The following is a 23,355-nucleotide window of genomic DNA, read 5'->3' as shown; positions in this document are numbered from 1 at the left end:
CGACGTAGTGCTATTTAGGTAGAATATGGCAAAACAGGAACCTAGGAGCCTGTCGTGGCGCTCAGTATTAAAGACCCCAAGACCGAACAATTGGCCCGCGCTCTTGCCGAGCGCACTGGAGAGAGCATTACGACCGCCACGCGCCGTGCCCTGGAAGAACGTCTTCGCCGCGTCGGCTCTGACGCCCGTAAAGCTGCGTTGCTCGATGATATGGCCGCCAGCCGCCGGCGCTGGAGTGCATTGCCCGTGCTGGATAGTCGCTCTGATGACGAGATCATTGGCTATGACGAGAACGGCTTGCCAAGCTGATGGTTATTGACACCTCCGCCATCGTGGCGATTGCTCAAAACGAGCCGGAAGCTGCGAAGTTCGAGCAAAGCATTGCGGATGATCCAGTCCGTTTGATCTCGGCCGCCACCCTGTTGGAGGCTGCGATGGTTATCGAGGCGCGTCTTGGCGAGGCTGGTGGCAGCGAATTGGACTTGTGGTTGCACAAGATAGGCGTTGAGATCGTCGCCGTCGAACCCGATCATGCCGACCATGCGCGCCGCGCCTGGCGCCGCTATGGCAAGGGCCGGCATCCGGCCGGGCTGAACTTCGGCGACTGCTTTTCCTATGCGCTCGCAGAACTTACCGGCGAGCCGCTACTCTACAAAGGCAACGATTTTTCGAAAACCGATATAAGAGCGGCGTGAGGCGCACACTGCAGTATCTTTCATCGTCCCGGATCGTTCCTCGACACTGGCAAGGCTTGCGCCGCCGCTGTACTGATGCTTGCGGCACACGATATTCGTCTCGAAAATCGCAATGAAGCCCATGCGACGCCCACGCCCTCACGGAGTAGATCATGTCTAATGAAACGCAGGGTTTGTCGGCTGGGCGTGGTGCCTACGTTCTGGCCGCGACCTGTGATCTCAATGGCTGCTTTCGCGGCAAACGCGTGGAAGCGGCATCGCTCGACAAGATTCTGAAGAACGGCATCCGCATGCCGATGTCCTCCATCGGCGTCGATATCTGGGGCACGGATGTCTTTGCAAATTCCCTGACGCTGGATCAGGGCGATCTGGACGGCATTTGTGAGCCGACGGAGCGCGGGCCGATCCCTCTGGCCTGGAGCGCAACGCAGGCGCAATTCGTGCCGATGTGGATGCGCGCGGAAACCGGGGAGCCGTTCTTCGGTGATCCGCGCCGCACATTGGCCGATATTCTCGACAGGTTCCGGGCCGTTCAACTGACCCCAGTCGTGGCGACGGAAGTCGAATTCTACCTGATCGACCCCAAATCGCTGCGGGCCAAGCCGCTGACCCGGATGCCGGTCGGCCATGCGGATGCCAAGGATACGATCTACTCGCTGGAGGAGCTGGCCGAGGTCGGGCCTTTCCTCGACGACGTCTACGCGATGGCTGCCGCGTGTGGCGTTGCCGTCGATGCCGCCACGTCGGAGAGCGGGCCGAGCCAGTTCGAATTCAACCTGGTGCACGGTCCCGATGCGCTGAGGGTGGCCGACGATACCGTCTTCTTCAAGCAGATCGTTCGCAACATGGCGCGCAAGCATGGGTTTGCCGCGACCTTCATGGCCAAGCCCTACCCCGCTCATTCCGGCAGCGGGCTGCATGTGCATTTCAGCATCGTCGATGCGCAAGGCCGCAACGTTTTTGACAATGGCGGCCCTGAGGGTACTGTTTTGATGCGGCAGGCCGTTGCCGGTCTGATCGATGCCATGCCGGATTGCACCGCTTTGTTTGCACCGCATCTGAACTCGTTTCGCAGGCTGTGCCCCGATAGCCTGGCGCCGACCACGGCGGCCTGGGGGTATGAAAACCGCACGGCAGCGATCCGCATTCCCTGCGGTCCTGCCGCTGCCCGGCGGATCGAACACCGCGTCGCCGGTATCGACGCCAATCCCTATCTTGTGATCGCAGCCATTCTGGGTGCGGCCATCGACGGGATCACCCGGCGCGCCGAACCGCCGATGCCAACGGCCGGCAACACCTATACAAGTAGCGCTAAGTCCCTTCCAGCAACATGGCCGGCTGCCCTTGATCTCTTCGAGCAAAGCGAGATCGTCAAACGGATTTTCCAGCCGAAACTGATCGAGATGTTTTCGACCTGCAAACGCCAGGAACTTGCCGTATTCAACCGCGATATTTCAGACCTGGAATATGCCAGCTACCTGCACAGTGTTTAACCGGCAGCGCATGCCCGGTCTTCCCGCAATCCCCTGTTTAAATAGCCGGCCTTTGACGTGCCGAAAATCGGAATCCTGGCTGCCCCGCAGGTTCCGCCGGCAAGACCTGATTGACTTCTTTTTGCCCGATGCGGCATTTTGGCACATGGCTGCTTGACCAACGGGCCAGGTCGGAATATTCGTTGGAGGAAAATAAATTGCCTTAAAGGCAATATCGGACTTGAAAGCGTATTCTGGGAGGAACGCATGATAATCCACGAGGCAGGTGCCGACGCGCATCTTGCGACACGCATCGACAAGATGCATTCCCGCGACAGGGCAGGCCTGATTATATTCATAACCGTGTTGTGGTGCACGATGGTCTTCGCACTGGTGACGATCTGGCCCTACATCGCCGTGCCCGCCATCCGGATCATCCTGACGACCGCCTGCGGCCTGGTTCTGGTGTTCAACACCGCGGCCATCATCGCGATGCTGAAGCACTACAGCGAAGACAAGCATTTCATTTACGGGCTCGACCTCAAGCATCTCGACGAGATGCGCCGGCGCCGGCGCTAGGAGGGATCATGGCTTACAAACCACCAAAACAGAGCTTTGCCGGGCAGATTTTCGACGTTATCACCCTCTTGGTCCTGACTGTCGGCGCGCTCTATCTTCCGCTCTATCTTGGCCTCGCAGGAGCGGCAAAGACCCCAGCACCCATCGCCAATCCCACATGGGAGGCGCTCGGCCAGAATGCCACCGAGCAGCAACAGTGGGCAGCCCTTGGCATCACTGATCCGGCGGCGGCGAACGACATCATCACGGCCCGTTTCGACTATTCGTTCTCCTGGATGGCCCTCGTGATCATGGCAGTCCTGGTCATCGGGTATTTCGTGCTGGTGGTGCGATTGTCGGACAGGGAATATCGCGACGTCATCGCTGAGCGCTTCGGCGCCAAGAAGAAATAGTGGGGGCACCAATGGATATCTGGACTGTTCTGGAATACGCGGCCTGGGCCCTTTCTGCGCTCTTCGCCTTTTTGATGCTCTCCGACATGGTGCGCATCGACACGACCTATGACAACGACCTGCTGACATCATCCCGCGAAGGCGAGATCGAAGCGGCAGCCGAACGTCACACGCTGTAAGGGGCCGGATATGGTAGACACGAAAACCACCACCGGCCAGCCTGAACGGTTGCAGCTTTTGCGCGTTCTCGGCCCCGCTCATATCTGGGCACTTGGCGTCGGCATCGTTCTCGTCGGCGAATATATGGGATGGAACTTCGCAATCGGCAAAGGCGGCATGATTGCCGGCCTGATTGCCTGCTGGGTGGCCGGCCTGCTGTATACATGCGTGGCGATGATCGATTCCGAGGTGACCTCGACGGTCGCCGCAGCCGGCGGCCAGTACGCGCAGGCCAAGCACATCGTCGGTCCGCTGATGGCCTTCAATGTCGGGTTGTTCCTGGTCATGGCCTATACGATGCTTGAGGCCGCCAACGCCATCACCATCGGCTTCCTGCTCGACACGGTGGCAAGCATGCAAGGCCATACGGGCTTGCACCAGCAGCCGTTCATCGTCCTCTGCGTAATGTTTCTGGCATGGCTGAACTATCGCGGCGTGCTGGCGACGCTGACGTTCAATCTCGTGATCACCGCAGTCGCGTTCATGGCCATCATCGCCCTGTTCCTGTCGGTGCAGTTTGGTGTATCCAGCGTGCCGCTTGATTTCTCGGCGGTGACGACGGATCCGATGCCCTATGGCTGGATTGGCATTCTCGCTTCCCTGCATTTCGGTCTCTGGTATTATCTCGGCATCGAGGGCACCTGCCAGGCGGCCGAGGAAGTCCGTTCTCCTGCTCGCTCGCTGCCCTATGGCACCATGGCCGGCATCATGACGCTGCTGATCGCTGCGACCATGACTTGGTATGTCTGCTCCGGTCTTATTCCGTGGGAATATCTCGGCCAGGCCGGAACGCCGCTGTTTGATGCGGCCCGCGTCACGGGCAATCGTGGCCTGATGGTTCTGCTGTTCATCGGCACGATGTTTTCCACGCTTGCCTCGGCAAACGGCTGCATCAACGATGCTTCGCGCGCCTGGTTCTCGATGGGCCGTGACCGCTATCTGCCGATTTGGTTCGGCGCGGTGCATCCGATTTATCGCACGCCCTACCGTTCGATCATCTTCCTCGTGCCGATCGCCTTGATCTTCGCACTGGGCGCACCGCTCGACCAGGTCGTGACATTCTCGATCCTATCCGGCTTGCTGGGTTATACGTTCATGACCTTCAATATGGTCATGTTCCGCAGGAAATGGCCGCTCGACACCATCAAGCGCGGCTATGTCCATCCGATGCATCCCCTGCCGACGATCGTTCTCCTGATCCTCTGCGCCACGGCCTATGTCGCCGTCTTCCTCGGATACGGGACACAGCTCATCGCGATGGTCAGTTTCTATATTATCGCGTCGCTGTGGTTCCACTTCCGGCGTTACCGGTTCGTGCGCCGTGGCGATCAGTTCACCATGCCCTGGCCGCGGCCCGAAGGGTATTGATCTGAACACAGCCCGCAGCCTGATCAATGGCTGCGGGTCCACCATCTGGAGGGATCAGCGTTGACGATCACCTATCTGCTCTTCGCCTTTGCCCTTTTGGCCGTCGCCTGGTTCATTCGCGCTGCGGTAAGTGGACATCGGGAGGCCATGCGACAGCGCCGCCGCTTGCTTGATGAAGCCCACGGGCTGCTCAGCGAACCCGGCATCGGCATGGCACCGGATGAATTTCCTATCGTTACGGGACGGATCGGCGACGGCCGCCGTGTTAGGCTCGAGCTGATCGCCGATACGATGGTGACGCGCCGTCTGCCGCAGCTCTGGCTGAAGGTGACGTTGTTCGAAAGCGCGCTGCGCGACTGCCCGTCGCTCGGCGCGCTCGCCCGTCCGACCGGTTCAGAATATTATTCGCTCGTTCATGGCTTTGCGGAATGGATGCGGCCGCCCGAGATGGACATGTCCTTGCTGATGCGCGGCGACGGGCGCGCTAGCTCTGAACAGGCGGCGATCGCCGGCCGGCATTTTCAGCGGCTATTCGTCGACCAAAAGGTCAAGGAAGCGGTGATTACCGCAAATGCAACCCGGCTTGTCTATCAGGCATCGCAAGGTGAACGTGCGGCGCATATGTTCCTACGACAGGCGCGATTTTCCCTCGAGACGGTTCCTGCCGCAACGATCGCAAAGGCCGTTTCGCTAGCGGCAGTCCTAAGTACGATTTACTCCGAAGCAGACAGACCACCTGTCTTGCAAGTTGCTTGAAGGCTGCATGTGTCGAAACCGGTAAATCCTTATCTCGTTCTTCTTCTGTCGATCATCCTGCCCGGTGCGGGCCATGTCGCCATCGGTGAGGCACGTCGCGGGCTGGCATTCGCGCTGTTCGTCCTGTTGTTTTCGTTCCTGACCTATATGACCACCACGCCGGACCAATCCTTTATCGGACGGCATGCGGGCGGGTTGTTTGTCTGGGCCCTGTCGATCCCGGACGCCTATCGCCGCGCACGGATCCGTTTTTCGATCAAGCATGGACTGTAAATCGGAGAAACGGAGACCGCCCAGGAATCACAAGCCGGGCAATGGCTGTCGAGCGGGCCGATGCGTTAAAACGACGTGACCGGCAGCGACCGGCAGGTGGCCGTCGATGCGCGCTCGACCAGATGACAGGCGAGTTCTACGCGGCGCGGTGGCATCGGCAGACCGGACAGGCTGTCACGCAAGAGATCGAGCGCGACCGAGCCGATTTCTCGCATCGGGATATGCATCGTCGTCAGCGGTGGGTTGAGGAAGGACGCCTGCGGCAGGTCGTCCATGCCCATGACAGAAACATCGCCCGGCACGGTATAACCCCGTTGCTGGACGCCCATCATCGCGCCGACGGCCAAGCTATCGCCGGCGGCCAGCACGGCGGTAAAATCGAGCCCGCGCGCATCGATCCGTGATGCGATGGCCTGTGCTGCCAGTTCCGGCAACCAGTCCTCGACGGGAACAACCAGATCCGCATCCGCGGCAAGACCATGATGCAACAGCGCATCCTTCCAGCCCTCATAGCGCCGCTCGATGGTGCGCCGACCCGGACGCATCAGGAACAGGATTCGCTCGTGGCCGAGCCCGATCAGATGATCGGCTGCCAGCCGCGCACTGGACCGGTTGCAGGGCGTGACGCTGGAAAGCCGCATCAACGGATCATCGCTGTTCAGCAGCACCACCGGCTTGTCGAAACCGCGGGTTGCGGCCAGCATGCCCTCGTCATCGACGGTCAGGAACAGGAGACCTGCGACCTGCGGATCATCCTGCGCCTCCTTCAACACCGCCAATTCCTCATTGCGGTCGGCGATCGGCCGCGTGACGATCTCGAGCCCCAGCGCCTGCGCCCGTTCCTTCAGGCCCTCAAGCACATAGAGCGTGAACTGGTTGCGCACGTAATCGATCATTGCCGCACTGGATGCCGCCAGAATGACTTTCTGACCGGCGACAGCCGTCGGGATCACATAATTGGCGAGCTTCGCCGCTTCGAGCACCTGCTGGCGAATTTCTGGCCTGACACCTTTTTCGCCGGCAATGGCGCGTGAGGCCGTGCTCAGCGACACGCCGCACGCCTCGGCAATATCCTCCAGGCGCACGCGTTTGCTCTTCTTTCCGCGTTTGCCCGCGATGGGTTTGACAGCCATATCGACCTCCGTGGCATCAACATGAGAAAAATTTTCAGATTGCGCAACAAAATTCGACGTGCATTATTTCTTTAACGAGCCGCCTCGAAGAGCGGTGCATGTGGAGGAGCATTCATGGGTCCAAATGGCCGCGATATCAGCAACGGTCTCGATCGCCTTGTCGCCGGAACGACCGGCCTCAAGCACGACGGCCGTTTCCATGAGCCCAATCTCGATGGCACCGCTGGCGACTATATCAGCTTCGACAGTTGGGAATGGCCGCAGGGCGTTGGTCTCTATGGCCTCATCAAGCTTTGGCTGTTCACCGGCCGCGACGATCTGCGCCAGCTTGTCGAAGCCTGGTATCAGCAGCGTATCGAGGCCGGCCTGCCCCAACTCAACGTCAACACCACCGCACCGATGCTCGGCCTGTCGGTGCTCTGGGCCAAGACCCGCGATCCCCGCTGGCAGCCGGTACTCGATGAATGGGCAAACCGGGTGATGGCAGAGCTCGGCCGCACCCCGGAAGGCGGTTTCGAACATCATGTCTCCGACAAGGTCAATCACGACGAACTGTGGGACGACACGCTCTATATGGTCGCCCTGTTCCTCGCATCCTATGGCCAGGCAAGTGGCCGCCGCGAACTGGTCGACGAAGCCTCGAGACAGTTCCTCGTCCATACCCGCTACCTTGCTGACACCCATACCGGCCTCTGGTTCCATGGCTGGACTTTTGACGGACGTCACAATTTCGCCCAGGCCCGCTGGGCGCGTGGCAATGCCTGGATTACGGCAGGCTTGCTCGATCTCTTCGATCTCGCCGACCTCGCCAAGCCGGTGAAGTATTTCCTTCAAGGCGTTCTCGTCGCGCAGGTCGATGCGCTACTGTCACTACAGGCTCCATCCGGTGCATGGCGCACTCTGCTCGACGATGCCTCGTCCTATGAGGAAATCTCGGCGACGGCCGGTATCGGCTACGGTCTGCTCAAAGGTTACCGCCTCGGCCTCGGCACCCCGGCATGGCGCACTGCAGGCCTCAGGGCCTTGCAGGTGGTGATGGACAATATCGACGACACCGGCACCGTCGGAAACGTCTCCTATGGCACCCGCATGGGCCACGATCTCCAGTTCTACAAGGACATTCCCATTCAACCGACCGGCTACGGCCAGGCACTCGCCATCCTGTGTCTTTCCGAAGGCCTGCAGCACGTCGGACAAGAAGGACAAGTAGCATGACGATGAAGATTTTGTACGGCGCAGCCCCGCAAGACGTCAAAGGCTATGATACGGAAAAACTCCGCAGTGCCTTCCTGATGACCGACCTGTTCGTGCCGGACGCGGCCAGTTTCACCTATACCCATGTCGATCGCCTGCTGCTCGGCGGCGCAATGCCGGTTTCCAGAAGCGTGAGATTCGGTTCCGGCGACGAGATCGGCACGCCCTATCTTCTGTCCGCACGCGAAATGGGCATCGCCAATCTTGGCGGTACGGGCACTGTAACTGTCGATGGGCAATCTTTCACACTGGAAAACCGTGATGTTCTGTATCTCGGCCGTGGTGCGCGAGAAATTTCGATGGAAAGCCTGTTGGGCAAAACCCCTGCCCGCTTCTACATGAACTCCGTTCCGGCCGGTGCCGATATTCCCCACAAGCTGATTAAGAAGGCGGAATCGAAGGCCGTCGATCTGGGCGACGGCCGCCGCTCCAACAAGCGCCGCCTCGCGATGTACATCCATCCGGAAGTTACGCCGTCCTGCCTGCTTTTGATGGGAATCACCGATCTGGCCGAGGGCAGTGTCTGGAACACCATGCCGCCGCATCTGCATGAGCGCCGCATGGAAGCCTATTGCTATTTCGACATGGCGGCGGAAGATCGCATCATTCATCTGATGGGTCGCCCCGAAGAGACGCGTCATCTGATCGTCGCCAACGGCGACGCGGTCCTGTCACCCGCCTGGTCTATCCACATGGGCGCCGGCACCGGTCCCTATGCCTTCGTCTGGGGCATGACCGGAGAGAACCAGGAATATAACGACGTGGCCCCGGTGGCCCTGGCAGAGCTGAAATGACCCCGATGACATCCCTGATGAACCGCACATTGAACGCCGGCGATGCCATCCGCTACTGGCAGCTCGGAACGATTGCCGAAGAGCGCTTCGACGTGCCGGACGCGCCGATGAAAGGCGAGATGGATCCGTTCTTCTTTCTCACCAAACACAAGAACTTCATTCCGCACGAATATCCTTGCCGGACGATCTTTGCCGAAACCTATCGTGGTAAGCGCCCTGACGTGCGCGGCTCCTTCGAGGCCGCCCGCTGGTGGCTGCCGTTCGGATCGCCTCGGCTCGATCTTTCCGGCTTCTGGTTCCGCCCGACCCGGCTTGCCACCTTTGCCCGCACGTTCATCGCCGCAGAGAAACCCGGAACCGCCAAGCTTCGGCTCGGCACCTGCGGCGGCGCGGTCCTCTGGCTAAACGGCAATGAGGCCGGCTGGATGGCGCCCTACAGCCGCAATCTTGAGGCAAAGGCGGAATTCGATCTGACGCTGCAGGAAGGGCTAAACGAGGTCACGATCTTCTTCGACGATCTCGCCGAACGCGACGCCCGCTATTTCTTCCAGCTCGATTACCTCAATGGCCCGGTCGCCAGCGTCGCCGTTCCCGTGCCCATCGAGGGCAAGGTGGCAGAGACGATCGAGACCGCCCTCGACAGCATGCATTTTGACAGGACCGCTTACTTCGAAGGCGACATCACGTTGCGGCTTGCCGAGGCCCTGCCGGTGGATGTCGCTGTGAATGTCACCGTCGAGGGCGACTTCATGTCGACCGAACGCTTCGATTATGACTTTGTCCTCAAGGCTGGCGAAGCGCGTCTGGTGATCGGTCCTTCGGAAGCGGCACCCGCCGATTTCCGCCATTTTCGCATTACGCTCAAGGCCGGCGAATTCGTCGCATCGCGCTCGCTCGGCATCGAAATCTGCCATACCGGCCGCCAGGGCAAGGCACCGGCGACGCTTGCTGATCGCATCACCGAGACGCTGACCGAAGTCTCGGAATTATCCGAACGCGACACTGTCCGCGCTTTCGCACGGCTCGCCAGCGACCGGAGCGGCGCCGATACCGACGCGATGATCGAGGAAATCCTGCCGTCGATCGAGGATTGCCATGACTGCGCCGACTTTTCGCTTGTGCCGCTGATCTGGTCGCGCACCGTCTGGGGCAAGGACATTGGTGAAAAGACCCGCGCGCGCATCGACCGCGCCATCCTCGATTTCCGCTATTGGATGGACGAACCCGGCAACGATGTTCAGTGGTATTTTTCCGAAAACCATGCCCTGCTTTTCCATACCTCTGCCTATCTCGCCGGACACCTGCTGGCCGGTGAAATCTTCGCCCGCTCCGGCCGCAAGGGTGCCGAGCAGAGCGCTATCGGAGCCGCCCGCGTACGCGCCTGGCTTGATCATTTCGAAGCGTGGGAAATGGCGGAGTTCAACTCGGCACCTTACTTCCCGATCGATCTCAAGGGCCTGACGGCACTCGCCGCCCTATCGCCCGATGCCGATATCGCCGAGCGGGCAAAGAAAGGCATCGTGCGCATCTGCGAAGTGATCGCCCGCTCCGCCCACCACGGCATGGTCACGGCAGCGCAGGGGCGTTCCTATGAGCACACGCTTTGCGCCGGCCGCTCGCTGGAGCTTTCGGGTGTTGCCCGTTTGCTTTGGGGTGCCGGCTGGTACGGCCGCCGCGTCCATGCCCTGCCGCAGCTTGCTGTCTGCCTGCGCGATCATGGCTTGGTCATTCCCGAAACGCTCGCCGCCGTTGCCAGCCATCAGGCCGACGAGCATCAGGAATGGCGGTTTGCGCAGGGCCAGGACCGGTTTGCAGCGCTCTATCATTACAAGGGCCGCGATTTCGCCATGGGATCCGCCGCCCATTACCGTTGGGACGAATGGGGCTATCAGGAAACCATCCTGCATCTGCGCCTGGGCAAGCGGCCCGAAGCCGCCATCTGGATCAACCATCCGGGTGAGACAATTCAGTTCGGGTACGGCCGACCGTCCTTCTGGGGCGGGTGCGGCACCCTCCCTCGCGCCCACCAGTACCGAGGGCTGGCCGTACTCGATTTTTTGACTTTCGAAGAACAGCCCGACTTTACCCACGCCTGGTTCCCGGTCGACGAATTCAATGAAAGCACTGTTCGCGGACGCCTTGCCATTGCCCGCAGCGGCGGCGGCGCGGCGATCCTTCTAGGCAGCACGGATTTGCAACCGGTGACGACAGGCCCTTCAGCCAATGCGGAACTGCGCCAATATGGCCAGAATACCCGCTGGATCGTCCGGGTCTGCGAAGCTTCTGATCTTAAGGTGGTAGAAAGCCGGTTCGCTTCGTTGTCCGTAGCAGAGATGGCAGACGGGTCGTTGGTGATCGAGGACCCTGACTACGGCACGGTCACCTTCCGCAGGGACGGAACGGTCGAGGCTGAGGGCCGGATGATCGTTCCCAAGGATTTCACGGTCGCGGGCGAGGTTGCCATGCTGACCGCACACTAGAGGCGAAGCGCCGGCGAGGAGAAGCCGGCGCCCGTTCAAATGCGGGCAAGGAGAAGGCCCGCACCCACAGGAGGAGGAAGACATGACCAGGACCAGAACGATGCTCGCGGCATTCGCCGTCGGGCTTTTGACCTCCACGGCGGCACTTGCCGGGGACGTACGCATCATGTGGTATTCCGATGGCGTCGAAGGCGAGGTCCTGAAAGACCTGATCGACCGCTTCATGAAGGACAATCCGGATATCAAGGTCACAATCGACAACGTGTCTTACAGCGTCGTGCGCGAACAATTGCCGGTACAGCTTGAGGCCGGCGACGGCCCGGATATCGCCCGCGTCACCAATCTGAAGGCACTGAGCAAGCACTGGCTCGACCTGCGCCCGCTCGTGGCCGACGCTGCCTATTGGGACACGAATTTCGGCGATCAGGCCGACTGGATGCGCCCCGACGGCACTGACCAGATTTCCGGCTTCATGACGCAGATCACGCTGACCGGCGGCTTTGCCAACAAGACGCTGTTCGAACAGGCCGGCGTTGCCCTGCCTGGCAAGGATGCAACCTGGGATGACTGGGCCAAGGCCTCCAAGCAGGTCGCCGAAAGCCAGCAGATACCCTTCCCGATGGCACTGGACAGATCTGGGCATCGCATAACAGCACCCGACATAGCTTTCGGCGCCAATTACATCGGTGCAGACGGGAAGCCGGCACCGCTCGACGAGGGTTCGAAAGCCTTCATTTCCAAGTTCATCGGCTGGATCGAAGACGGCACCATGAGCAAGGACGTCTGGGTATCGGCCGCAGGCTCGACCTACCGCGCCGGCGCCGACGACTTCATTAACGGCCAGGTCGCGTTCTATTATTCCGGCTCGTGGCAAGTGCCGAACTTCTCGACGAAAATCGGCACGAACTTCGATTGGGTCGCGACCGGTAGCCCCTGCGGCCCGGCAAACTGCACCGGCATGCCGGGCGGCGCCGGTCTGGTAGCAGTCAAGTACACCAAGAACCCCAAGGACGTTGCCAAGGTCATGGACTATCTGGCAAGCGAACCGGTCGTGAAAGAGTTTTCCGAGCGCACCCTGTTCCTGCCAGCGCACAAGGGCGTGATCGAAAAGGGATTGGACTTCAAGACGGACGATGCACAGGCCAAGACGGCGCTCGGCATCTTCGTGACGGCAACGACGTCGCTCGCCGACCTCGCGCGCAAGCTGCCCGGTTGGGCCTGGTCCGACACGATCTACGGCGCTCTCGTTACCCGCGTCAGCCAGGCGGCTGCCGGCGAGATGACGCTTGACGAAGCCTATAGCCGCATCGACGCGGATATCGCCGCCAAGGTCAAGGACTCAGCTCTCTAACTGAGAACACGCGGGCGGCGGCGGCCAATCCCGCACAGCCGCCCGTTTTACATCTTTTATGGAAGACGAGCCGCAGCGCCATTCAACGCGCAAGAGGAAAGTGATCGATAATGGCAGAAATATCCAGCCAGAGCCTGGGCGAGACCGCCATGGTACCGGTGCGCCTTGCCATGGGCATCATCGATGCACCCCTGCGCTGGGTCCAGAAGAAGTTTGGTCTCGGCGGCATGGCGGCGTTCTTCCTCTTGCCGAACATGCTGATCTTCGGCGTCTTCGTACTCCTGCCGTTCTTCATCAATTTCGCCTATTCCATGACCGGCGGCACCGCGCTCTTCCTGTCGGACCGCACCTTTGTCGGGGCCGATCAGTATACGAGGCTGTTCGACTGCTCGAATTATTTGAACCCCAATACCTGCGCCGAGGACACGTTCTGGACGGCGGTTGGAAATACCGGCTGGTTCGTCATCCTGCAGGTCACGCTGATGATCGCCGTGTCGCTGATCACCGCCCTGATCCTCAACCGCAACCTGATGGCGCGCAGCTTCTGGCGCGCGGTGTTCTTCTTTCCGGTGCTGCTGTCGCCGGTCGTCGTCGGCCTGATCTGGAAATGGATCCTGCAACGCCAAGGCCTGTTGAACTTCGGCCTCTACGGCTTCGGCTTCGAACCGCATGTCTGGCTGAACGACCGCAACTGGGCCTTTGCCGCCGCCGTCGGCGTCTCGATCTGGGCGCATATGGGCTTCTACACATTGATCATCCTCGCCGGCCTGCAGGCCATTCCGAAGGACCTTTATGAGGCAGCCGAGATGGACGGCACCCGGGCCATGCGCGTCTTTAGCCGCATCACCCTGCCGCTCCTGATGCCGAACCTGCTCGTCGTCATCGTGCTGGTGCTGATCCGCGCGGTACAGATCTTCGATGAAGTCTACGTGCTGACCGGCGGTGGGCCCGGCACCAGCACCCTGTTTGTCACGCAATACATCTACGAGACCGGTTTTGCAGCACAGCTGCGTAATCCCGGCCTTGCTGCCGCCGCCTCCATCCTGATGGGCCTCGTGCTTGTCGTCCTCACACTGATGCAGCTCGGCCTCAGCCGTTCCAGCGAAAAGAAGGGAGCCCGCAAATGAGCCGGGCGATCGAATTCCTGCTTCGCCGCAAGGGCGGCAAAGGCTGGCACTGGACGGATATCGTCACCTGGGTCTGGCTGATCGTGGGCCTGTTCGTGATGTTCGGTCCGGCAGTGTGGCTCACGGCATCGTCGTTCAAGTCACCCGCCGCTCTCGCCGAGTTCCCGCCGACCATCCTGCCCTATGTCACCCAGAAGGTGACGGTCGAAGGCTATGACAAGCCGCTCGATCTCTACACCGCAACGCTTGAAGATGGCGGCACGGCGACGCTCGCAGAAGTTCGCCGGATCGGAACCGTCAGCCAGATGGTCGATCCCGAAAAGCCCGCCGAGATCGTCAAGGTCAACATCGCCAAGCGCACGCCGGTCCGGCAGATGTCGTTCGCAACCGAGAACTACACCGAGCCGTTCACCCATTTCGATTTCGTCCGCTATCTCTGGAACTCGGTCTTCGTCACGGTGACCGCAACGCTAATCACGCTGGTGGTCAATTCCATGGCAGCGTTTGCGCTCAGCAAATACGAATTCCGCGGCCGCACTTTTGCGATGCTTCTGATCCTCGCGACGCTGATGGTGCCGCTGTCGGTAATCATGGTGCCGCTCTACTCCATCGTCTCGGCACTCGGTCTGTTTAACAATCTCTGGGGTGTTATCCTGCCGACAGTGGCGACGCCGACCGGCGTCTTCATTCTGCGGCAGTACATGCTGACGATCCCCGACGAGTTGCTGGACGCCGCGCGTATGGATAAGGCGTCGGAATGGCAGATCTATTGGCGCATCATCCTGCCTTTGTCCGCACCGGCGCTCGCCGTCCTCGCCATCTTCTCCGTCGTCTGGCGCTGGAACGACTTCCTCTGGCCGCTGATCGTGCTGTCGCGCAAGGAGCTCTACACCCTGCAGGTCGGCCTCAGCATCTATTCCGGCGAGCTCAACGTGCAATGGCACTTCATCCTGGCGATGACGGTCGTGACCATGATTCCCGTGGTTCTGGTCTTCCTCTTCCTGCAGCGTTTCATCACCACCGGCATTGCCGGAACCGGCCTGAAATAGGGGTTCATCATGGGACATATCAAACTCACCAATGTCGCAAAGTCTTTCGGGGCAGTCGACGTGATCCATGACATCAATCTGGAGATTGCCGACGGCGAACTCGTCGTTTTCGTCGGCCCGTCCGGCTGCGGCAAGTCCACGTTGCTGCGCATGATCGCCGGCCTTGAAAAGCCGTCGGGCGGCGAACTCGCCATCGACGGCAAGGTGGTCAACACAATCCCCGCCGCCGATCGCGGGCTCGCCATGGTGTTCCAATCCTATGCGCTCTACCCGCATATGAGTGTGCGCCAGAACCTCGCCTTCGGGCTCGAAAACACCAAGATGCCGAAGGCCGAGATTGCCACACGCATCACTGAAGCGGCCCGCATGCTGGAAATCGAGCACTATCTCGACCGGCGTCCTGGCCAGCTCTCCGGCGGCCAGCGCCAGCGCGTCGCCATCGGCCGGGCGATCGTGCGCCGCCCGGTCGCTTTCCTGCTCGATGAACCGCTGTCCAACCTCGATGCCGAACTGCGCGGCTCGACCCGCGCCGAGCTGGCGGCCCTTCATGCCCGTCTGTCCGCGACGATGATCTACGTCACCCACGATCAGGTCGAGGCTTTGACGCTTGCCGACCGGATCGTCGTGCTGCGCGCCGGCCGCATCGAGCAGATCGGCACGCCGATGGAGCTGTACAATACGCCGGCAAATCGCTTCGTCGCCGGCTTCATTGGCTCGCCGCACATGAACTTCCTCGAAGGCTCAGTGGAACCATCATCCTCCGGCAAGGCCGTCGCCACCTTCGCCGGCGGTAACCGGCTGGAGCTTCCGGTGACCGCAAGCAGCATTGCGAAGGGCGCGCCCATCACGCTCGGCGTCCGACCCCAGCACGTTTCGATCGCCAATGGTTCCGACGGTATCGCAGCCAAGATCAAGCTGGTCGAAGCACTCGGTTCCGAAACCATCCTCCATACCGACGTCGCCGGCCAGAAAATTCTGGTTGTCGTACAAGGACAGCATAACCTGACGCCGGGTGCGGATATCCGCCTGTCGTTGTCATCTGCCCCACTGCATCTGTTCAACGAGAAGGGGTTGCGCCTTGAGCACGCTATTTGATCTTTCTGGCAAGGTTGCGCTGGTCACCGGCGCCCGAACGGGGCTCGGCCAGGGCATGGCGCTGGCGCTCGCCCGCGCCGGTGCCGATATCGCTGCCCTTGGCTCCAGCCCGATGCCGGAAACAGCCGAATCCATCCGCCAGAACGGCCGCAGGTTTCACGAACTCGAAGTCGATCTCTCGCAGAAATTCAATGCAAAAGATGTCATTGGGTCGGTGGTCTCTGCGCTGGGCAGTATCGATATCCTCGTCAACAATGCCGGCATCATCCGCCGCGCCGATCTGCTCGATCATTCGCAAGAGGATTGGGACGCCGTCATCGACGTCAACCTCAAGTCTGCCTTCCTGCTGTCGCAGGCTGTTGCCCGGCACTTGGTCGAGACGAAGCGGGCGGGACGGATCATCAACGTCGCATCGATACTGTCCTACCAGGGCGGCATTCGCGTGCCCGCCTATACCGCGTCCAAACACGGTATTGCCGGCCTGACGAAAGCCATGGCCAACGAACTTGCGCCGCACGGCATCACCGTCAACGCCATCGCTCCAGGCTACATGGAGACGGACAATACCGAGGCATTGCGCAACGATCCCACCCGCAACGCCCAGATCTCCGCCCGCATACCGATGGGCCGCTGGGGTACGCCGGACGATCTTGCAACATCAGTACTGTTCCTTGCCTCTCCAGCCTCCAGCTACGTCACCGGCATCACCGTCCCGGTCGATGGCGGCTGGCTGGTGCGCTAAGCCGGGGATCGCGAATGGCCATCTCTATCGAACGGCTGAGATCCCTGCTTCGCGTAACGGAACCAGCGCTGGAACTGGTGGCGTCAACTGTCGAAGATCATGACGGTTACACCGTCGAACACCTGCGGTTCCGCTTGCCCGGCGGCACGGAAATCCGCGGCTTACTGACCAGGCCGGCCGGCAACACCAAGCCCGGACCTGCCATCCTCTACGCCCATGCGCATGGGGCCCGCTACGATATTGGCGCCAGCGAACTGATTTATGGACGTCCTGCCCTCCTTGACGCCCCCGGCCCCGTTCTGGCGCGGAAAGGCTATGTGGCGCTCTGCATCGACATGCCGGTCTTCGGCGGACGCGCTGATGTAACCGAAAGCGCCGCAACCAAGGCGGCCCTCTGGCACGGCCAGACCCTGTTCGGCCAAATGCTTGGCGAACAGGCAGCCGCCCTGACTTGGCTTGCCGCACGCGCGGACGTCGATTCCAGCCGGATCGGCATGACAGGTATCTCGATGGGCGCCACCCTTACCTATTATCTAGCCGCAATTGACACACGCATTGCTGCGGCCGCCCATCTCTGCTGCTATGCCGATTTCGCCATGTTGGTCGAGACCGGCGCTCATGATTTGCATGGCCATTATCTCACCATCCCCGGCCTTCTCGCGGAGACCTCGACCGGCGAGATCGCCGGGCTGATCGCGCCGCGCCCACAGCTCATCTGTGCCGGTCTCGACGATCCGCTCACGCCGCCGCTTGCGATTCATCGGGCTTTCATCGAGACGCTGACCGTCTACGAAACCGTTGATGCCGAAACCGCCGTCACACTATTGGAAGAGGCTGGCATCGGACATCGGGAAACACCGTCAATGCGGCGCGCAGTCATTGACTTCTTCAAGCAGCATCTATCGCGACCGCTCCCTTGAGCGCCTTTAGCGCAAGCGAGAGAGGGTGTCTTTGCGGCATACGGCTGATTATGCCTCGGTGTACTTTTGGACGGCTGAGCCACCTCCCAAAACGTCCATTCCCGCTGGCCTGCACGCCACAACTGGCATCTCAGAAGTTCGACGAAAGAACCGAGGCCGAAGAATTTCCTGTTGTGGCAAATGAAAAATCTGATTTACTGGCATTTCGATGATTGGCTTTGGGGGAAATTGCCGATGGTGTCGACTCGCAGGGATATGCTACTTGGTGGTTTGGCGTTATTTGGCGCCGGAACAGTCCAGAACCCGGTATTGGCGGCAGCGGCTTCCTACTTTGCCGGTACGGCCGTGGATAATGGCGTGACGTTCCGGACGACCAATTTTGCCAAGATCGATAAGCAGTGGCGCCGCCAGGTCGTCAAATATTTCAGCAGCGAGCCGATCGGCACGGTTGTTGTCGATACGAGGCACCATTTTCTCTACGTGATCATGGAAAACAAGACGGCCATCCGCTACGGCGTTGGCGTCGGCCGCGATGGCTTCAAGTGGTTTGGCCGTGCCACGATCGACCAGAAATCGCTGTGGCCGCGCTGGACGCCGCCTGCGGATATGCGCAAACGCCATCCCGAACTGCCCGAATTTGTCGATGGAGGCTCGCCCAAGAACCCGCTCGGCCCCCGCGCCATGTATCTGCATCGCGACGGCGTAGATACCGGCTATCGCTTCCATGGCACGCTGGAACCGGGCAGCATCGGCAAGGATGCCTCCAGCGGCTGCATCCGCATGTTCAACGAAGACGCCATCGACCTTTACCAGCGTTGTCCCATCGGCACCGCAGTGCAGGTTCTGCCGCATATTGCCGACCAGGCTCCCCAGGTCAGTGACGCTACCCCGGTCGAATGAGGAATTTCCCTGATGCCTGCTATGATCGGATATACGCGGCACGTATTAGCCGCGGCCATGCTCCTGGTGCTCGCCGCCTGCAACACAACCGAAATCGCCTCCGTCGAAGAACCTGCGGCGGTGCCGATGACCGGCCAGACCAACGATCCAGCGCCCGGTTTCGAAACCGTCTCGTCTGGTAGCGAACAGGATTTTATCCTCAATGTCGGCCGGCGGATCTACTTTACGCAGGACTCGGCCGCGCTCGATTCCGTTGCCAAGGCAACGTTGGATAACCAGGCCGATTGGCTCAACAAGAACCCAACCTGGTTGCTCAAGCTGCAAGGTTTTGCCGATGATTCCGGGTCAGCGTCCAAAATGGAAGCGCTGTCGCAAAAGCGCGCCGATGCGACGATGGCCTATCTCGCTTCGAAGGGTGTTGACCCCGGGCGCATGTGGGCCAAGGGCTACGGCAACGACCGCGAAGTGCGCGACTGTACCGACCGCTCATGCAAGGTGCAAAATCGCCGCGTTGTCTCCAACCTGCGCACCCAGCGCGATGCAACCTGATCGCAGGTGACTTGTGCGCGTATCGGCCTCCGGGCATTTTGGATCGCCGGGGAGTAGAGTTTTCCGGCACGTTTCAGGAAGGCGGCGGGCTGCATTATGTGGTGGATTGATCAAGTCAATTTCGACGATGGTTGCCAAGAAGACCTCACGACTTTCGATTTAAGGTCGAGTAACGACGTCACATCAGCTTTTGGCTTTTATAAGCATACGAAAGTGCGACATGCCCTCGTCAGCCCGGTCAGGAGATCGGTAATCTGTTCGTTCTCGTCGTTCAGCCTCGCGTTCTAACAATAACATGTCTCGCAAACATCGAAGGTACGGCAGGCCAAAAAAAGCAAAAGCGTGCTATCTTTGATCGGTTCGACAGTGGGAGGCACTTTATGACGACTAGGTGGGACTTCACTTACAACGAATGGGACAGTCTCGTGCGCCTCTGCGACCACGAGAGCGCCACCCTCCCGAACGAAATCGACCGGAAATGTCGGGAGCTTGGCTTGACCGACGAAACAGGTCTTTCTGACGCGGGAAAGCGACTTGTCGAACACGAGCTTCTTATGGAGCGAAGGAACCGGCTTCAGCGATGAACTCATCGGCTGCGCACCTGCCGCTGCTTGATTGAGTTCACCACGATGCGGCTTAATGTGATCAACCACAGTAGCGGGCCGGATATGGCCACTCTGCGCGCACATGCTGCCATGCGGGTGCATCGTGAGGTATTCAGTGCGGGCCTTGCGCCATTCGCCGTCATAGCCGCGCTTCCGCGCCGAAGGGCGGCGTGCATCGTGGCGTGCGTTACGGACGCGGGTCGCAGCGATCTGGCAAGAGCAACGCTCACCGTGGGGAATGATACGGGTGCCGCATTGGCAATGGTGTGGCGGGCGAAGGCTCATAATGCGCTCGCAATCTTGGCCTTAAGGGCGCGAAGGCGTTCACGGTCAACGCCAGCTTCAGTGTTGCGCCGTGCGTGGTCAGGATCTGTTGCTTCGGCTGCTCATTCCCCCGAGGCGCGCCAATGACATTTTTGCAGATGCCATTCACAACTTACGGCGTGCAACCTAATGCTTGGTTTCGAGTTAGCCGCTCGAAGGGAGTTGTCCTATGGTTGAAAGTCCACTGCACGAACCGAACACGGATGATCGTCATCTCGAACTCCAAAAGCACCTAGATTCTATTCTGGGCGATGTTATCGACGAGTTCTCAAAGGCTGGGTATACGACGCTCGAGGTTATTGAAGGAATGCGGGATATACTCTGGAAGCGGCGGATGGCCTTCGAACAGAATTCTGACTCCTTGGAGGACATGTCCACTCTTGAAACGTAACCGAAAGGCCTCAAGCGGATTAGGCTGAGGCGCGAATGTTCGTGCCCGTGAATGTGTTCTATGGCAGCGGACTTCGTCTCGCCAGCTTGAACTTTTGGCTCGGCCATCTCGGCTCCCCGGGCTTCTGAACCCGAAGCTGGCGAACGCGCTATCAGAGACGTCAATTTCCCGGGGCACATCGGTATACCCGACGAGGCCGATCGGAGCTAGCACGGGTGCTGGCTCACCGAGGGTATATTTTAGTATACACCTCGATAAAGCGCGGTGCTGTTATACTTTAGAACAAACAGATCATTGGCGAGAAAGCCTTTAACGAGGATGAGCTCATGAGCAACCTGACAACAACGGATACGGGGGGCACGGCGCCAAGTTCCGGGACATTCGTAAATACGACGCTGTCTGGACGAATGATCCTGATCCTGATCGGGGCCGCCGTGCTCCTGCGCGTCGGCCAGGATATTTTCGTGCCGCTGGCTTTGTCGCTGCTCCTGACTTTCACGCTGGCGCCGATCGTCACATTCCTCAGAAAGCGATACATTCCTAAAATCGCGGCGGTAGTCCTAACTGTGGCTTCCGCATTCCTTGTGATCGCCACGTTCAGTTTCATCGTCGCAGGACAGGTTGCAAACCTCGCAGACAACATCCCTACTTATCAGCGCAATATCATCGACAAGGTACACGCACTACGTGAGGCCGGAACGGGGACGGGCATATTCGAACACCTGACCAAGGTCGTCGAGCGTGTCGGAGCCGAGATGCAAAATCGAGCAACCGAAACTCGGGATGAGACACCTTCGTCAACGCAGCAGCGCGAACCTCTTCCTGTTGAGATCGTGACCCCCTCGAAACCGATCGAAACACTGGTGAACGTTATCCTGCCACTGATCAGCCCGTTTGCAACGGCGGGTCTCGTCATAGTGCTTGTGATATTCATGTTGCTTGAGCGTGAGGACCTGCGCGACCGTTTCATTAGGCTGGTCGGCCTCGGCGACCTTCACAGGACAACCGCGGCCCTTCAGGACGCGGGAACCAGGGTCGGCAAATATCTTCTGATGCAGCTCGTCGTAAATTCTCTTTATGCCGTCCCGATAACGCTCGGTCTTTGGTTGCTCGGAATACCAAACGCTATCCTTTGGGGCTTGTTCACTCTGGTACTCCGGTTTGTTCCCTATATCGGCCCAGTCATCGGAATGATCCTGCCATTATTGCTGGCATTGGCAATCTCGCCAGGTTGGTCCTTGGTGGCATGGGTCGCCGCGCTATTCATAACGATCGAGGTCATTAGTAATAACGTCATAGAGCCTTGGCTGTACGGTAGTCATACCGGGCTATCTCCGTTGGCGATTATTATTTCAGCTATTTTCTGGTCGTGGCTGTGGGGACCGCTCGGACTGATGCTGTCGACGCCCCTCACCGTATGCCTCGTTGTGTTAGGCAGGTATGTACCCCAATTCAGCTTCCTGGATGTGCTTCTCGGTAATGAACCCGTCCTACAACCGCAGGAGAAGCTTTATCAGCGTTTGCTCGCTGGCGATCCAAGCGAGGCTACCGATAATGCCGAGGATTTCCTCGAAGAGGGTTATCTGATCGACTACTACGAGAATGTTGGTCTTCCAGCGCTGTTACTGGGGGAAATGGACCGTCAGCGCGGTGTAATGACCGAGACGCAGATCGCACTCGTTGCGGCGAGCATGCAGACGCTGATTGGCAATCTCGCCGACATGGCGGACGAAGAAGAGAAGGACGAGGAGCTCGAGCAAGCACAGACTGACGCTGCCGAGGCCGCCGACGAACTTGACCTTCCAGACGGCAGGGGACGATCCATATTATGCCTTGGAGGCAGAGGCGCGATGGACAATGCCGTCGCGTCAATGCTTGCACAGATACTTGCAGTGCAAGGTGCTCACGTCGCCGACAACCGCGTCCTCAACGACCCGCAGGGCTCCGACCCGTTGGAAGCTTCTAATGCAGACACGGTTCTAATCGCCTTCTTAAACGGAAACTCGAAATCACAAGCTCGCCAGATTATCCGACGTCTAAAGCGTCGGAAACCGTCTCTTCGGGTTGGTATTGTGGTCCCGATGGCGGACAGTGAACGTTCCGCCCAGATTGCGCCCGATGAAATCAACGCGGACTTCGTCTCACTTAGTCTTACCGAAGCAACGCGATCTGCTTTGAGCAATGCTGAACCGGTTGCGCTCAAAAGCGCCGTCAGACCGTTGCTGCGGCCCCGCCCTCGCCTAAACCCCTCTTTGGTGGCTTGATACCAAACCAGCGGCATCGGATTGGTGAAACAAGCTCAGCTTTCGCCGTCTTAGCGGGGTGGGACCGACAGAAGTCTCGAAGGATTTTCACATAGCCCCAAAAGTCGACCCCAGCGATCCACCCCGCAAACTAACAGGCGGGGTGGTTCAGGTCGCACCGCATCCCTAGAATCAAAACATAGTTGGGCTTAAACGCCTCGAGCTCGGTTGGATTTACTTGTCGGAACTGGAACAATTGATTGATGGCCTCGTGGGTGTGCGCTTGAAATGCACCATTTGCTCCCGGCGCGTCATGGAGAGGTCGGCCATGGCGTCAGCGGTCCGCTGTTGCCTGCCCGTTTGAGGCCACTAACAACGATAGCGTGATTATCTATATTGTCGCGCTCCGACTAGGCCGAGATCGCGGCATGGACAGGTGGGGCGCTCGACTGGCATTTCGTTGCCCGCAGCGAGAACCGGAAAAATCGCTGCGTTCGCCATCCCTGTCGCGTCCGGTTGACACAAGCTGCGACCTCTCCAGCTAACGCGGGGCTTCAGAGGGGGTTCCACCCAATGGAATCAATCGGCAACGTGGCCACCGCAGCAGATCGCCTACGACAACAGCAAGTCTGTGTATCAGTGTG

The 23,355-nt window shown here is 59.8% G+C and carries 22 protein-coding genes; 21 read left to right on the top strand and 1 reads right to left on the bottom strand.

What is annotated here, in order from left to right; translation table 11 throughout:
• Nucleotides 1-54 precede the first annotated feature (54 nt).
• The 9 genes from ACP7BS_RS26640 (at nt 55) to ACP7BS_RS26600 (ending at nt 5,754) form a co-directional block, all read left to right on the top strand.
• On the top strand, nt 55-309 hold the full coding sequence (locus ACP7BS_RS26640; protein WP_426232520.1) for a type II toxin-antitoxin system VapB family antitoxin: 255 nt from the start codon (nt 55-57) through the stop codon (nt 307-309).
• On the top strand, nt 309-695 hold the full coding sequence (locus ACP7BS_RS26635) for a type II toxin-antitoxin system VapC family toxin (RefSeq protein WP_426232521.1): 387 nt from the start codon (nt 309-311) through the stop codon (nt 693-695). The genes ACP7BS_RS26640 and ACP7BS_RS26635 overlap by 1 nt, the downstream gene beginning before the upstream one ends.
• 152 nt (nt 696-847) lie before the next feature.
• On the top strand, nt 848-2,188 hold the full coding sequence (locus ACP7BS_RS26630) for a glutamine synthetase family protein (RefSeq protein WP_426240496.1): 1,341 nt from the start codon (nt 848-850) through the stop codon (nt 2,186-2,188).
• A 246-nt stretch (nt 2,189-2,434) separates the two neighbouring features.
• Nucleotides 2,435-2,746: a hypothetical protein gene (locus tag ACP7BS_RS26625; RefSeq protein ID WP_426232523.1), complete on the top strand. Its 312-nt coding sequence runs from the start codon at nt 2,435-2,437 to the stop codon at nt 2,744-2,746.
• An 8-nt stretch (nt 2,747-2,754) separates the two neighbouring features.
• Nucleotides 2,755-3,138 carry a hypothetical protein gene (locus tag ACP7BS_RS26620; protein ID WP_426240495.1) on the top strand — a complete coding sequence of 128 codons (384 nt, stop codon included), beginning with the start codon at nt 2,755-2,757 and terminating at the stop codon, nt 3,136-3,138.
• Between the two features lie 11 nt (nt 3,139-3,149).
• On the top strand, nt 3,150-3,317 hold the full coding sequence (locus tag ACP7BS_RS26615; RefSeq protein ID WP_162743988.1) for a hypothetical protein: 168 nt from the start codon (nt 3,150-3,152) through the stop codon (nt 3,315-3,317).
• 10 nt (nt 3,318-3,327) lie between these two features.
• Nucleotides 3,328-4,725 carry an APC family permease gene (locus ACP7BS_RS26610; protein ID WP_426240494.1) on the top strand — a complete coding sequence of 466 codons (1,398 nt, stop codon included), beginning with the start codon at nt 3,328-3,330 and terminating at the stop codon, nt 4,723-4,725.
• A 60-nt stretch (nt 4,726-4,785) separates the two neighbouring features.
• Nucleotides 4,786-5,481: a hypothetical protein gene (locus ACP7BS_RS26605; protein ID WP_426232526.1), complete on the top strand. Its 696-nt coding sequence runs from the start codon at nt 4,786-4,788 to the stop codon at nt 5,479-5,481.
• Nucleotides 5,482-5,490: 9 nt separating this feature from the next.
• The gene (locus tag ACP7BS_RS26600; protein WP_426232527.1) at nt 5,491-5,754 is read left to right on the top strand and encodes a hypothetical protein; all 264 of its coding nucleotides are present in this window, start codon (nt 5,491-5,493) and stop codon (nt 5,752-5,754) included.
• A 65-nt stretch (nt 5,755-5,819) separates the two neighbouring features.
• Here ACP7BS_RS26600 and ACP7BS_RS26595 read toward each other — a convergent pair whose 3' ends face one another.
• Nucleotides 5,820-6,887 (bottom strand): LacI family DNA-binding transcriptional regulator, encoded by a 1,068-nt coding sequence (locus ACP7BS_RS26595; RefSeq protein WP_426232528.1) that lies wholly within the window; start codon nt 6,885-6,887, stop codon nt 5,820-5,822.
• A gap of 114 nt (nt 6,888-7,001) precedes the next feature.
• Here ACP7BS_RS26595 and ACP7BS_RS26590 point away from each other — a divergent pair, with 114 nt between their 5' ends.
• The 12 genes from ACP7BS_RS26590 to ACP7BS_RS26535 all read left to right on the top strand — a co-directional run bounded on the left by ACP7BS_RS26590 (nt 7,002) and on the right by ACP7BS_RS26535 (nt 22,732).
• Nucleotides 7,002-8,102, top strand: coding sequence for a glycoside hydrolase family 88/105 protein (locus ACP7BS_RS26590; protein ID WP_426232529.1), 1,101 nt, complete (start codon nt 7,002-7,004; stop codon nt 8,100-8,102).
• Nucleotides 8,099-8,935, top strand: a complete 837-nt coding sequence (kduI, locus tag ACP7BS_RS26585) for a 5-dehydro-4-deoxy-D-glucuronate isomerase (RefSeq protein WP_426232530.1) — start codon at nt 8,099-8,101, stop codon at nt 8,933-8,935. Before ACP7BS_RS26590 ends, kduI begins: the two co-directional genes overlap by 4 nt.
• Complete coding sequence (locus ACP7BS_RS26580) at nt 8,932-11,415, top strand: hypothetical protein (RefSeq protein WP_426232531.1); 2,484 nt, start codon at nt 8,932-8,934, stop codon at nt 11,413-11,415. Before kduI ends, ACP7BS_RS26580 begins: the two co-directional genes overlap by 4 nt.
• Before the next feature lie 82 nt (nt 11,416-11,497).
• Nucleotides 11,498-12,766, top strand: a complete 1,269-nt coding sequence (locus ACP7BS_RS26575) for an ABC transporter substrate-binding protein (protein ID WP_426240493.1) — start codon at nt 11,498-11,500, stop codon at nt 12,764-12,766.
• A 110-nt stretch (nt 12,767-12,876) separates the two neighbouring features.
• Nucleotides 12,877-13,893 (top strand): carbohydrate ABC transporter permease, encoded by a 1,017-nt coding sequence (locus tag ACP7BS_RS26570; RefSeq protein WP_426240492.1) that lies wholly within the window; start codon nt 12,877-12,879, stop codon nt 13,891-13,893.
• Complete coding sequence (locus tag ACP7BS_RS26565) at nt 13,890-14,942, top strand: carbohydrate ABC transporter permease (RefSeq protein ID WP_426232534.1); 1,053 nt, start codon at nt 13,890-13,892, stop codon at nt 14,940-14,942. The genes ACP7BS_RS26570 and ACP7BS_RS26565 overlap by 4 nt, the downstream gene beginning before the upstream one ends.
• Nucleotides 14,943-14,951: 9 nt before the next feature.
• On the top strand, nt 14,952-16,037 hold the full coding sequence (locus ACP7BS_RS26560) for an ABC transporter ATP-binding protein (RefSeq protein ID WP_426232535.1): 1,086 nt from the start codon (nt 14,952-14,954) through the stop codon (nt 16,035-16,037).
• Nucleotides 16,021-16,779 (top strand): 2-dehydro-3-deoxy-D-gluconate 5-dehydrogenase KduD, encoded by a 759-nt coding sequence (gene kduD, locus ACP7BS_RS26555; RefSeq protein WP_426240491.1) that lies wholly within the window; start codon nt 16,021-16,023, stop codon nt 16,777-16,779. The genes ACP7BS_RS26560 and kduD overlap by 17 nt, the downstream gene beginning before the upstream one ends.
• Before the next feature lie 14 nt (nt 16,780-16,793).
• Nucleotides 16,794-17,699: an alpha/beta hydrolase family protein gene (locus ACP7BS_RS26550; RefSeq protein ID WP_426240490.1), complete on the top strand. Its 906-nt coding sequence runs from the start codon at nt 16,794-16,796 to the stop codon at nt 17,697-17,699.
• Between the two features lie 234 nt (nt 17,700-17,933).
• Nucleotides 17,934-18,599: a L,D-transpeptidase gene (locus ACP7BS_RS26545; RefSeq protein WP_426232538.1), complete on the top strand. Its 666-nt coding sequence runs from the start codon at nt 17,934-17,936 to the stop codon at nt 18,597-18,599.
• Between the two features lie 12 nt (nt 18,600-18,611).
• The gene (locus tag ACP7BS_RS26540; RefSeq protein WP_426232539.1) at nt 18,612-19,148 is read left to right on the top strand and encodes an OmpA family protein; all 537 of its coding nucleotides are present in this window, start codon (nt 18,612-18,614) and stop codon (nt 19,146-19,148) included.
• Nucleotides 19,149-20,794: 1,646 nt separating this feature from the next.
• Nucleotides 20,795-22,732 carry an AI-2E family transporter gene (locus ACP7BS_RS26535; protein ID WP_426240489.1) on the top strand — a complete coding sequence of 646 codons (1,938 nt, stop codon included), beginning with the start codon at nt 20,795-20,797 and terminating at the stop codon, nt 22,730-22,732.
• Nucleotides 22,733-23,355 lie beyond the last annotated feature (623 nt).

The organism is Pararhizobium sp. DWP1-1-3, assembly GCF_049896125.1.
Classification (GTDB): domain Bacteria; phylum Pseudomonadota; class Alphaproteobacteria; order Rhizobiales; family Rhizobiaceae; genus Pararhizobium.
The sequence above is the reverse complement of the archived record's forward strand: the minus strand, read 5'-3'. Positions and strand labels throughout refer to the sequence as shown.